At 64.6% G+C, this 12,366-nt stretch carries 10 protein-coding genes and 2 tRNA genes; 8 read left to right on the top strand and 4 right to left on the bottom strand.

The features are described 5' to 3' along the window. Positions 1–37 precede the first annotated feature (37 nt). Positions 38–577, top strand: coding sequence for a DUF1440 domain-containing protein (locus DGO_RS20870; RefSeq protein ID WP_169330981.1), 540 nt, complete (start codon positions 38–40; stop codon positions 575–577). Positions 578–630: 53 nt separating this feature from the next. Here the strand turns inward: DGO_RS20870 and DGO_RS01235 are convergent, their stop codons facing one another. Together DGO_RS01235 and DGO_RS01230 are read right to left on the bottom strand one after the other, a co-directional pair. Further along, on the bottom strand, positions 631–1,551 hold the full coding sequence (locus tag DGO_RS01235) for a DUF389 domain-containing protein (RefSeq protein ID WP_014683652.1): 921 nt from the start codon (positions 1,549–1,551) through the stop codon (positions 631–633). Positions 1,552–1,673: 122 nt separating this feature from the next. After that, positions 1,674–1,750, bottom strand: a tRNA-Pro gene (locus tag DGO_RS01230). Between the two features lie 186 nt (positions 1,751–1,936). Between DGO_RS01230 and DGO_RS01225 the strand changes: the two genes are divergently transcribed. Further along, on the top strand, positions 1,937–3,172 hold the full coding sequence (locus DGO_RS01225; RefSeq protein WP_014683651.1) for an aminopeptidase: 1,236 nt from the start codon (positions 1,937–1,939) through the stop codon (positions 3,170–3,172). A 300-nt stretch (positions 3,173–3,472) separates the two neighbouring features. On the opposite strand, the gene DGO_RS01220 is transcribed toward DGO_RS01225, so the two are convergent. Continuing rightward, positions 3,473–4,738: an aminotransferase class V-fold PLP-dependent enzyme gene (locus DGO_RS01220; protein WP_043802861.1), complete on the bottom strand. Its 1,266-nt coding sequence runs from the start codon at positions 4,736–4,738 to the stop codon at positions 3,473–3,475. Between the two features lie 102 nt (positions 4,739–4,840). Here DGO_RS01220 and DGO_RS01215 point away from each other — a divergent pair. Then, a tRNA-Lys gene (locus DGO_RS01215) sits at positions 4,841–4,916 on the top strand. A gap of 121 nt (positions 4,917–5,037) precedes the next feature. On the opposite strand, the gene DGO_RS01210 is transcribed toward DGO_RS01215, so the two are convergent. After that, the gene (locus DGO_RS01210) at positions 5,038–6,354 is read right to left on the bottom strand and encodes a thymidine phosphorylase (RefSeq protein ID WP_043800485.1); all 1,317 of its coding nucleotides are present in this window, start codon (positions 6,352–6,354) and stop codon (positions 5,038–5,040) included. A gap of 194 nt (positions 6,355–6,548) precedes the next feature. Here DGO_RS01210 and DGO_RS23120 point away from each other — a divergent pair, with 194 nt between their 5' ends. From DGO_RS23120 to DGO_RS01205, 5 genes are all read left to right on the top strand, one after another. After that, positions 6,549–8,744, top strand: coding sequence for a hypothetical protein (locus DGO_RS23120; protein ID WP_145975220.1), 2,196 nt, complete (start codon positions 6,549–6,551; stop codon positions 8,742–8,744). Next, entirely contained in the window at positions 8,741–9,208 is a 468-nt protein-coding gene (locus DGO_RS21535; RefSeq protein WP_145975219.1) for a type II secretion system protein, read from the top strand. The genes DGO_RS23120 and DGO_RS21535 overlap by 4 nt, the downstream gene beginning before the upstream one ends. Continuing rightward, positions 9,209–9,754: a PulJ/GspJ family protein gene (locus tag DGO_RS21530; RefSeq protein WP_145975218.1), complete on the top strand. Its 546-nt coding sequence runs from the start codon at positions 9,209–9,211 to the stop codon at positions 9,752–9,754. After that, positions 9,751–10,596, top strand: a complete 846-nt coding sequence (locus DGO_RS21525) for a PilW family protein (protein WP_014683645.1) — start codon at positions 9,751–9,753, stop codon at positions 10,594–10,596. Before DGO_RS21530 ends, DGO_RS21525 begins: the two co-directional genes overlap by 4 nt. A gap of 63 nt (positions 10,597–10,659) precedes the next feature. Continuing rightward, positions 10,660–12,360 (top strand): dynamin family protein, encoded by a 1,701-nt coding sequence (locus DGO_RS01205; RefSeq protein ID WP_014683644.1) that lies wholly within the window; start codon positions 10,660–10,662, stop codon positions 12,358–12,360. Positions 12,361–12,366 lie beyond the last annotated feature (6 nt).

The following is a 12,366-nucleotide window of genomic DNA, read 5'->3' as shown; positions in this document are numbered from 1 at the left end:
CGCCGGACGCCGGAGTGGGCCCTTTATGCTGCCCAGCATGAAACGAGCTGATCCCCTGCGTGGCGCGCTGGTGGGCGCCGTGGCCGGTCTGGTGGGTGCCTACGTCAAGTCGCTGGCCGAGCCGCCCCTCCAGCGCCTGACCGAGAAGGCCTTTCCCCCCACCCCCGAGCAGAAGAAGATGATCGGCGCCGATCCCATCGGCCGCCAGGACCACATGCCCCCCGCCGAGATGATCAAGGCGGCCGACGAGGCCCTGACCGGCCACACCCCATCGAAGGACGCCAAGCTCAAGGGCCAGCAGGTCATCCACTACACCCTGGGGGCGACGCTGGGCGCGGCCTACGGGGCCCTGGCCGCCGTGAACCCGGGCGTGACGCGCGGCGCGGGCGTCCCCGCCGGAGCCGTCATGTACGGCCTGACCCACGCGACCGCCGTGCCCGCCACCGGCTTTCAGGCGTGGCCCTGGCAGCTGCCCCTGGCCGCCGTGCTGTGGGAATCGGGCTCGCACCTGGCTTTCGGCCTCACCACCGAATTGACCCGCCGCGCCATCGAGGCCGCGCTCGACCGGATGGACTGAACCCGGTCCTCGCCTGCGGCCTCTCCCCTGCCGGGCAGAGGCCGCCTCGCCGGTTACAGCAGCGGCCTGCGGCGGTGCACGGCCACCTGCTTGATCCCGAAGACGAGCGAGCACAGCCCCACCACGAGCAGGGCGTCGAGGCCGAAACGCTCCAGGCCCTCGGCGGCGAGGTCGGGGCGGCCCAGGGTCAGCGCCATGCCGACCGTCGCGGCGGCGGGCATGAGCACCAGGGCCACGAGCGCCCCCGCGATCACGCTGCGGCGGTAGGCCGACATGATGACCGCCCCCGCGAGCGCTCCGGCGGCCGAGAACAGCACCTCGGCGGCGGTCGGGTGGGCCAGGCGACCGAGTTCGGCGTTGCCGGTGAAATCGTCGGCCGTCGCCGCGCCGGTCCAGCGCAGCAGCAGGAAGGTCAGCCCGGCGGTCAGGACGAACACCGCGTAGCCCGCCAGCGCCGCCTGCGCCCCCAGTTTCAGGGCCACCCGCTGGCGCAGCACCAGCCCCAGCGCCACCTTGGCGATCGGCTCGAAGCCCGGCGAGATGATGGAGGCCGCCACGAAGGCCAGGACCTGCGGCGTGCCGCCCGTCGTCATGCCGACCGAGGCCAGCACGCCCCCCAGGGCCATCAGCCCCAGGAAGTTGGGCGTCACGCGGATCTGGTGGCGCAGCCCGGCGGCGATCTCCTCCCACAGCGCCTCGTCCACATCGCGCAGCACGCGGTCGTGGGCGTCAGGGTCCAGAATGGCGCTGACCTCACTGGTGGCGACCGAGAACTGCGGGCACAGGGCCTCGACCCGGCGCAGCACCTCGTCGGCCCCGTCGTTCAGGACGTGCGCCACGATCACGTCACCCGGCGGCTTGACCGACGCGCCCCGGCTCACGCTCAGGGCGATCACGGCGTCCAGCGGTGCCAGATCGGCCAGCAGCCGGTCGGTGGACGCCGCCGGTACGGCGATGCTCAGCGCGCGGTGCATGGCTCTGTCGTCAGTGGGGGCACGTGGCCAGCCTAGGGGCGGGCACCCGGCACACCCAAACGGCTTTCCTTTAAGTGATCCGGACAACAAAAAACTCCCCCGCGAAGGAGGGAGTTCTGTGCTGGTCGAGGCGGCGAGATTTGAACTCACGACCCCTACCACCCCAAGGTAGTGCGCTACCAGGCTGCGCTACGCCTCGAAACACCAGCCACAGAACTATAGGTGTTCAGGGCGCGTCGGTCAAGCCTGGACCGGAGTCGCCACACCCACGAACGGCACCAGCCGCACGCGCCGCGCGGAAAAAGCCCGCCACACGCGGCCCTCCGGCGCAGGCGGCGCTCCGCGAAGCGGGACGGCCCGCGCGGCGGCGCTTATCCTGTGGGCCATGACCCTGACTTTTGAGGACAAGCTGCGCAACTATGCGCGGCTGGCGGTGCGGGTAGGCCTGGGGATACGCGAAGGCCAGCGGGTGCTGGTGCAGGCCCCGGTGGACACGGCCCCGCTCGCGCGGGCGGTGGTGCGTGAGGCCTACGCGGCGGGCGCGAGCTTCGTGGACGTCCGGTGGGACGACGACGACGTGGTCCTCGCCCGTTTCGAGCTGGCCCCCGAGGACAGCTTCGAGACCCTGAGCAGGTGGCGCGTGGACGCCGAGCTGGAAACGGCGAACGACGGCGGCGCCGTCATCGCCATCCGCGCGACGAACCCGGGCCTGCTCTCGGAGGTGGACCCGCAGCGCGTGGCGACCTACCAGCGCGCCCTGGCGACCTACCGCAAGCCCTACTCGCAGCAGGTCATGACCAACCGCCTGAACTGGAACCTCATCAGCGCGCCCGTGCCCGGCTGGGCCACGCTGATGTTCCCCGACGCGAGCGAGCCCGAGGCCATCGAGAAGCAGTGGGACGCGATCTTCGCCGCGACGCGCGCCGACCGGCCCGACCCCGTGGCCGAGTGGCAGACCCACCTCGCCAACCTCAAGGCGCGCCGCGAGCGCCTGACCGAGAAGGGCTACGCGGCCCTGCATTTCCGGGGCGGCGACACCGACCTGACCGTGGGCCTGGCCGACGACCACATCTGGGGCGGGGGCGCGGCGGACACGCCCGGCGGCATCACTTTCACCGCCAACATCCCCACCGAGGAAGTCTGGACGGCCCCGCACCGCGAGCGGGTGGACGGCGTGGTCGTGAGCACCAAGCCGCTGTCGTACAACGGCGTGCTCATTGACGGTATCCGCATTGAGTTCAAGGACGGCCGGATCACCGGGGCGAGCGCGCGCACGGGCGAGGCGGCCCTCCAGAAGATGATCGCCACCGACGAGGGCAGCCACCGCCTGGGCGAGGTCGCGCTCGTGCCGCACTCCAGCCCCATCAGCCGCTCGGGTCTGTTCTTCTACAACACCCTGTACGACGAGAATGCGGCCTCGCACATCGCCATCGGCAGCGCGTACCGCTTCAACGTGCGCGGCGGTGTGGAGATGAGCACCGAAGATTTTGCCGCGAAGGGCGGCAACGACAGCCTGACCCACGTGGACTGGATGATCGGCTCCGGCGAGATGGACGTGGACGGCGTGACGAAGGACGGCGCCCGCGAGCCGGTGATGCGGGCGGGCGAGTTCGTGGTCTGAGGCGGTAGGCCCAGGTTTCTCTGCGCTGGAAGGCGTTCGGGGTCTACTCTGCCCTCCCCCCCCAGCCCCCCTCCTAGAAGAAGGGGGGAGTCTTTTCGCGGCGCTCGGCAAGAGTCGTTCCGGAAGTTGTCGGGGCGGCTCTGTTTTATGGCGTGACGGCTCAGCTCGGGGCCAGCCCCAGCCCACCTGGAATGGCCCGCGCGCTTCGCGCACGACGGCCTTCGGGGGAACCTGGGCGGTCAGGGATGTGGGCTTGCCGTTTTTCTCTACAAACGACAGGCCATAAGCCACAGGTCTCTCCTACGCCCCGGCCACCGCCTGCTCGATGTCGGCCTGGAGGTCGGCCAGCGCCTCGACGCCCACACTCATGCGGATGGTCTTGGGGGTCACGCCGGCGGCGTAGCGGGCGGCCTCGGGCACGCGGCCGTGGGTGGTCGTCCACGGGTGCACGACCAGGGTCCGCACGTCGCCCAGGTTCGGCGCGATGCGCAGCACCCGTAGCCGGGGCAGGAAGGCGGCGGGATCGTCCACCTCGAAGGTCAGGACGGCGCCCTGGCCGCGCGGCAGGTACTTCTGGGCGAGGGCATGGTGGGGGTGGTCCGGCAGGCCCGCGTAACTGACCTTGCCGATGCGCGGGTGGGCCGCGAGCCACCGTGCCAGTCCCAGCGCGGTCGCGCTCTCGCGTTCCAGACGCAGGGCCAGGGTCTCGATGCCCTGCGCGACCAGAAAGGCGCTGTGGGGGGCGAGCGTCATCCCGAGCTGGTGCGCGCCCAGCCAGCGCTGCCGCCATGCCAGGGCCGCCTCGCCGCGCTGCGCGAGGACGCTGTTCTCGCCGCCGTCGGTGAAGACCGGGTTGCGACTCAGGTCCTGCCTCTGCCCCACCGTCACGCTGCCGCCCAGCACGCTGCCGTGCCCGCCCGCCCACTTGGTCAGCGACTGGGCCACGATGTCCGCGCCGTGCTCCAGGGGCCGGCACAGGAAGCCCACGCCTCCGCAGGTGTTGTCGATGGCGAGCAGCGCGCCGCGTTCATGCGCGATCTCGGCGAAGGACCCGATGTCGGCCACGTCCCCGGCGGGGTTCGAGATCATCTCGGCCCACACCAGCCGGGTGTTGCCTTGCATCGCCGCACGGATGGCCCCGGGGGTGTTCTCGACGAGCGAGGCCGTGATGCCCATCAGGGGCAGGATGTTGCTGAGCATGCCCGTCGTGCCGCCGAAGAGGCTGGACGCCGACACCACATGGTCGCCCGCCCGGCACACACTGAGGATGGCCGTCAGGGTCGCCGCCTGCCCGCTGGCGACCGCCACGGTGGCCGCGCCGCCCTCCAGGGCGCTGATACGGCCCTCCAGCGCCTTGACGGTGGGGTTCTGGAGCCGCGCGTAGCTCAGGCCGGTGTTGTGCACGAACTCGCTCTGCGCTTCCTCCAGCGTATCGAACTGGAAGGCGGCGGCCGCATGGATGGGAAAGCCGATGGTCTGGCCCAACCCGCGCGGAATGCCGCTCTGGACGGCTTCGGTTTCGTAGCTCCATTCGGGCGTGGGGGCAGCAGGCGGCGTGTCGGACATGTCTGCCATGCTAGGCCGGAAGCCGCTGGAGCACGCGGGGGCTGTCCTGCCAGCGGGACGCTTGACAACCTGACACCCTCCCCATATACTTCGTTCCGCTCTGGGTCGTTAGCTCAATTGGCAGAGCAGCTGACTCTTAATCAGCGGGTTGTAGGTTCGATTCCTACACGACCCACCAGACGAAATCTCCCCACTCCAAGTGGGGAGATTTTTTTATTTGGATCGGCAATGAGGTCCAGCATTCCAGCCAACCGGGTTCCTGTGGCCCCCAGCTCCTTCCGGGCTGGGGGCCAGCTTTCTCAGTGAACGCGGCCCAGGATCAATGGGGCGGGGGCCACCGGCTCCGTGCCGATGCTCAGGCCCGCGCGCAGCAGCTCCAGCGCGGCGCCCAGGCCCCGGCCATCACGGTGATACACGCGCAGTACCGGCTCACCGGCCATGACGGCCTCGCCGGGTTTCTTCAGCAGTTCGACGCCGACGCCGTGGTCGATCGCCTCGCCCTTGCGCTCGCGGCCGCCGCCCAGGGCCAGCACCGCGCGGCCCACGCCCAGGGCGTCCACGGCGCTTACGAATCCCGCCGCCGGGGCCGTCACCTCGGCGCGGCCGGGAGCCACATCGAATTTCTCGGGCTGGTCCACGTAGGTCGGGTCGCCCCCCTGCGCCTCCACGAAGGCGCGGAACTTGGCGAGCGCCGAGCCGTCATGCAGGGTCGCCTCGGCCCGCATACGCGCCGCGTCTTCGGCCTCGCCGTGGGCCGCCAGCGCCTCGACCGCCAGCGCCACGCACAGCTCGTGCAGGTCGGCCGGCCCCTCGCCGCGCAGGGTACTCAGGGCCTCCAGGACCTCCAGGCTGTTGCCGGCGAGGTGCCCCAGGGGCGTGTCCATCTCGGTCAGAACCGCGCGCACCTGTCGCCCGGCGTGCGTACCGATGTCCACCATCGCGCGGGCCAGAGCCTCGCCGTCCGCCACCGTGCGCATGAAGGCCCCGGCTCCCACCTTCACGTCCAGCACGACCGTATGCGCGCCCGAGGCGAGCTTCTTGCTCATGATGCTGCTGGCGATCAGGGGCAGGCTGTCCACGGTGGCCGTCACGTCGCGCAGGGCGTAGAGCTTGCCGTCGGCCGGAGCGAGGTCGCGGCTCTGGCCGACCAACGCCAGCCCGATCTCAGCCGCCTGCGCCAGAAAGCGCTCCTCGCTCAGCTCCGGGGTCCAGCCGGGGATGCTTTCGAGCTTGTCGATGGTGCCCCCTGTATGCGCCAGGCCGCGCCCGCTCATCTTGGCGACGGTCAGGCCCAGCGCGGCGAGCATGGGTGTCAGGATCAGGCTGGTCTTGTCGCCCACGCCGCCGGTCGAGTGCTTGTCCACGGTGTCCTGGAGGCGGCCCAGGTCCATCTGGTCGCCGCTCGCGGCCATCGCCAGGGTGAGGTCGGCCGTCTCCTGAGGCGTCATGCCGCGCAGAAAGACCGCCATGAGCCACGCGCTCACCTGATAGTCGGGAATCTCGCCGCGCGTGAAGCCCTGCACCAGCGCCTCGATCTCGGCGCGGGAGTGCGCGCCGCCGTCGCGCTTGTGCTGGATGAGCCGGGGAACAGGCAGAACAGGCAGGGAGAAAGCCATAAGACCGTCAGTGTAGGCGGTATTGACAGGTCACGACACCCGATTGGGGGCGGGCCGTTCGGGTGTGACGGTTGTCAGAGCTCAGCAGGGACAATGCCAGTGTGAAGACTAGACCCGTAGCAACGAGTGGGGCCACCTTGGTAGTGGTGGTGCTATTCACCATGCTCCTACTGGCAGGCATCCTAGCGGCTACCGTGCAACTGAGTCTGGGCAGTCGGCAGAACACGGCTGATCAGGCCGCGACACTGAGGGCGCAATACACCGCAGAGTCGAATGTCAGTCTGATTCGCAGTAAACTTTCCGATCTACAAACCATACTTTCCAAGGGAACTGTCAAAAATTCCAGTGGATTGGACGAAGATATCATCAAGGTACCGGCGTCCACAAAAATTGACCAACTCAGACTATATGGAGCATTGTTCTGTGGTTTAAGTACGTATAATGCCACGCAGTGGACCAGTGGAGCTGACTTTTCACCGCTTAAAGACGGTGTCACAGTCTATCCCAATGCACGCAAATGCGAACCGTCACAATCTATCTTGACCTTGAACAATCAATTTCAAATTCTTGCCGATCTGATCAATCCATTGATCTATAACCAGCTCCCCAGAGCCGAACAACCACAGGACGTCACAAGCTCCGATTCACGCCTGTCATTCTGGAATGACATCATGCGGTCGAAGAGCAATAGAATGACAACGGCCAACACCACTTTCCGATTAAGGCCACTCCGGGTAGTCGAGCTGTTTCCCGACGCACGATTCCGTTTTTACGTGGCTGTGGATAGTACGGCGGCGCGGGGCAATGACGCGTCATCCACGCGAGTCCTGTCTGCACGGAGCAATGCAGGCTCTGGAATATGGTGGTTTGAGATCTCTCTGCCTTCGCTGGACCAGGACGTCCTTCGGACGATGCACCACAGGTCTTATGCCAACAAAAATTCGACAGCTCCATCCATCAACTTTGATAGACAGGTTTTCGAAGGCTCTGTATTTACCAACGAGAAATTTCTCTTTACCAAGGATGCTCAGGCCCAGTTCAAGGGTGAGGTAATGAGCGCGGGATGCACCAATTTGCCGGAGATTGTTCCCGCAGACTTCAACTGCAGCAAGGAAGCAGGTGTCTACATAGGAGGCGATGCGTATACAGCCACTTCCGGAACAGACAGCCAAAAGAACGCCGCCCTTCTGAAAAGCATGAGGGACAATACGAAAGTCGTATTCGATAGCAACGGTGACGGCAAAGAGGACAATACAGACGTGGCACCGGACTTTACCGCAGGTTTCTCACCACTTCCCAATAATGCCAATAATCAGCAGAATGCAGCTGCAGGCAAGGACAGCAACGGCATTCTTTTGGCAGATGGGACGACCGGGATTACACTGGACGATGCGACTTCCGGTCTGGAGATGTTTGCAGGCGACTCGTCCGGCTCGGCTTTAAATAAATATGAAAATGGCAAATGGCAGGAAACTACTCCAGTCTATCAGTATATCAAAATATACAATACTTCGGATGCCTGCACATGGGATACCGGGTATTGGGCATATGCCGATACCTACTCCAACAGCTTGAACAGATTCGTCGCTAGCGACAGCTACAATAATGCTCCATCGATTAATAAAAGACGTATTATAGAGTATTACAGCAATATTCCTTATTACCGATACCAGATAAACCAGCAGAAGTGTATCAGTAACTTCAAGGGGAATCCAGTCAAAGAGTATCGCGTAGATAAAGACGGTAATATGTATCTGAAGACAGCTGGGGCTTGGCCGCCAGCACCAAGTGGGAAATTCAACGGGGTAATCTATGGAAGCCAGATCAAGCGTTTGGCCGGACCGACCAGAGTCTCAGGCAATCTTACTGGAACGACGATAGATGAGGCTCCTCCCGCATTGGCATCATTCTCGAAGATAACACTCGCTGCACAGGGAAATATTAATATTGACACCGACCTGACGATGTCGGACACCCCCTGTAAGCTCCTGGAAACATGCTCCAAAAATCCAACGAATATTCTGGGGATTTATTCGCAGTCAGGCGAAATATCTATTCAGAAAGACGCGCCCAATAACCTGAATATTCACGCCACCATCCTCGCCAGCGAGAGGGAAATCAACGTTGATGGTTATAACTGGGGCGCCAGCCGCGGAGACGTCAATCTTATCGGTGGTCTGACAGAGAACTGGTACGGGGCTTTCGGGATCGTCGGCGACAGCTCACCTGGATACGGCCGAAACTTTTCCTATGATCGCCGTCTGAAGCAGGGCCTGCATCCGCCATACTGGCCAGTCTCCCCCAAATGGGCTATCGAAGATTCGACTTCGGAGTCTTCCCTCTCCACCCTGATTACTACGCAGGGCACCACAAAGGATTTCACCAAGTGAAGCGTAGGCTCGGCCAAGAGGCATTCACCCTTCTTGAAATCCTGGTCGTCTTGTCAGTTATTGCCATCCTTATGGTTATCCTCAGTTGGGGGATTATCCGGAGTATACGTTCGGCTGAGCTTCGGGAAGCCGCCTCACAGGTGGCGACCGACCTGCGTAGAGCACGTTCGCAATCTCAGCGTGGCAGCGCAGACGTTGTGCTGGTCTTACCCGGCAGCAGCGGCAACACTTCTTATAAAGTTGATACGGTTAATAAAACGTTACCTGGGAACGTACAGCTCATTTTCAAAGGTTCAAGTGGCGGTGCGACCACCAATGTCACCTATCAAGCACCATATGGTGAACTTTCTGGGGCAGTCGGAAGTGTCTATACAGTCAGGAGTCCTATGAGCGGAATCGGTGACCTTGAAATTAGAATCGTCGGCGTGACGGGAAAGGTCATTCTGACAAAGGCAGGATCGTAAGTGGAACACCGGCCTGCGCAACACGACTTAGCAAATCAGGGATTCACTATCATAGAACTGCTCGTCGCTATCGCTCTCTTGGGGATCCTGACCACCGTATTGACTGCCACCCTGACCGGATCACTTAATCTGAACAGACAAGCACAAAGACAACTGGACACGACTTCAACTGTTCAACAGATTATGGAAAATGTCCGCAACGCTTGGTCAACGGCAAGCAATTACAACAGTGCCTGTGCACCGAACCTGAGTCAGCCAGCTGGATATACTGTCAATTTCGTCAATCTGAATACCCGTGCACAGCCTCTGACGGCTACAGGAGCGGTGGCCACCGGAACGGGCATTTCCGCCGCTCCCAGCAACAGTATCAATCGGGCCAGCACATGTACGGCGGCAACGGGGGCAATGATCGGCTCGGGCGCAACTGCACAAATACCAGCCATGCGCCGTGTCATTGTTCAATCTGGTGCGTCCGGACCGAACGGCAGCCAAGTCGTCGGTCCACAGGATATTACCCTGACCTACGATATTCTGGGACCACAATGAAGAATCAGAGCGACAGCGGCTTTACATTGCTGGAATTGTTGGTCGGTATGGCAATCATGGGCATTGTTCTCACTGCACTTGTAAACTACTTCAGCCAAAGTAGCCGATTGGCAGCCCAATCTAGTAGTCGAGCCGAGATGCAGCAGGAGATTCTGAATGCCCAGCAGCTGATCGCTGGCAAGCTGAAAGAAGCGTGGTACATTTATCCAGCCGGCTCAACCATTAAAATGACAGACTCGGAGCTGACGCAGCGGCCTTCGGGAAATAGTGCCAACGCCAATGTCTGGACCGTGGGCACTGATCCCATTCTGGCCATGATCATCCCACCCAAAGACCTGACGGTGAGCTGTGGGACAACAGCTCCGGCGAGTCAGGAGGGCTGCTACCGCTTCCTGTCTTACTTTCCGGTCAAACGCTCGCTCTGGGTGAAGAAGACAGGCGCCGACAGCTGGAGAAATCCGGGCCCAGATGATCCCAACGGTGACACCTGGATTCTCGCCGAGTACCGGGGAACGATGTCCACCGCTTTCTCGGCAGGTACCTATCCCCCCACGACTCCCCCCACCGTGCCGGCGAGCAATACGCCCAATATCCTTTCCGACTACGTTGCTCCCACGGTCGAGACGACCGGTTACACCACCACGGCGAACACGTACACCATGTTCTCCCTTCTCTCTGCCACCGGCGCGGCAACTTCGGCCACCAATCCCGTGACCGGCGTCACCCTCAGTCTCGCCACCACGCGCAAAACGGGGAGCCAACTCCTGCGTCTACCTAATTCTACCGACGAATACAACCTGACCATCTATCCGACCAATCTGGGCAAAGTCGCGGCCAACTGAGCGGCTTTTCGTAATTCCTGAGCCTCCCCTGCGTGTCAGGCTGGAGGCTCTACACTTCTTCTCATGCTCGTCTCTCCCCCGGTGCAGGCCCTGCTGACGCGCGAGCGCACGCTGCTCTCGGACCTTCAGGCGTTCCTGGAGCTTCAGGGTGCCCCGCCCGAGGCCCTGGTCCACGCCAAAGAGGCGCTGCGCACCCTGGACGAGACCTTCCTGCTCGTGGTGGTGGGCGAGTTCAACGCGGGCAAGAGCAGCTTCGTGAACGCGCTGCTGGGCGCACAGGTGCTGCCCGAGGGCGTCACACCGACCACCGACCGCATCTATGTCCTCGTGCACGGCGAGCAGCCGGGACAGCTCGAACCCACGCGCGACCCCTTCGTGAGCCGCCTGACCTACCCGCTGCCCAGCCTGGAGGGCGTGGCCCTGGTGGATACCCCCGGCACCAACGCGATCATCCGCGAGCACCAGGCGCTGACCGAAGGCTTCCTGCCCCGCGCCGACCTCGTGCTGTTCCTGACGAGTTCGGACCGGCCCTTCACCGAGTCCGAGCGCCAGTTCCTGGGCCTCGCGGCACGCTGGGGCCGCAGCGTGGTCATGGTCGTGAACAAGGCCGACCTGCTCGAAACCCCCGAACAGGCCGCGCAGGTCAAGGAGTTCGTGATGACCGGGGCGCGCGGAGTGCTGGGCCTGAACCCGCCCGTGGCCCTGGTCAGTGCGCGGCGCGAGCAGCGGGGCGGGGACGCGGGCTTCGCGGCGCTGCGGGCGCTGCTGAAAGTGCGGCTCTCCGAGACCGAGCGCACCCGCCTCAAGCTCGCCTCGCCGCTGGGCACCGCCGCCGAGCTGCTGGGCGGCGAGGAGGCCCGCGCCGGGGCCGCGAGGCAGGTGCTGGGCGAGGACCTGCGGGTGCTGCGCGACCTGGAGCAGCAGCGCGAGCACCACCGGGGCACCATGCTGGGCGAACTCGACGGGCAGCTCAACCGCGTGGCCCGGCTGCTGAGCGAGTTCGAGCTCCGCGCCGACCGCTTCGTGGACGAGCAGCTGCGCTTCAGCAACGTGCGCGGGCTGCTCAACGGCCGCGAGCTGGAGGAACGCTTCCGGCGCGAGGCGGTGGCTGACCTCCCCGACGCCATTGACCGGCAGTTCGGCAGCATGATCGACCGCTTCGTCGAGGCCAACCTGCACTTCTGGGAGGACGTGCAGGCCTTCCTGATCCGCCGCCAGCCCAGCGGCGAGGTCGCCCGCACCCGCTTTTCCTACGACCGCGCGGCGCTCCTTCAGGGCATCGCGGGCTCGGCGCGCGACCACCTGGAGCTGACGACCGAGCAGGAACTGGGCCGCCAGCTCGCCCGCGACGCCGAGGACGCCATGAAGGGCGCAGTCGGCGGCCTCGCGGGCGGGCTGGGCATCGGGGCGACACTGGGCGTGCTGGTGGGGGCGTCGGCGCTGGACTTCACGGGCGGCATCCTGGCGGGCCTCACGCTGGGCAGCCTGGGCCTGTTCGTGCTGCCCAACAAACGCATCCAGGCCCACCGGCAGCTGCGCCAGAAGGTCGCGGAACTGCGCGTCGCCCTCGAACAGATCGTCCGGCGCGAGTACGAACGTGAGCAGGAGCGTGCCGACGCCCGGCTGCGCGACGCCATCAGCCCGTATACCCGCTTCACCGAGCAGGAGGAGCGCCGTCTGGCCCAGGCGGGCACCCGCGCCGCCGAGCTGCGCGCCGAGCTGGACGGCCTGAAACGGGAGGTCGAGGCCCTCGGGCGGGCGTAGCGCTCC

The organism is Deinococcus gobiensis I-0 (assembly GCF_000252445.1).
GTDB lineage: Bacteria > Deinococcota > Deinococci > Deinococcales > Deinococcaceae > Deinococcus > Deinococcus gobiensis.
The sequence above is the reverse complement of the archived record's forward strand: the minus strand, read 5'-3'. Positions and strand labels throughout refer to the sequence as shown.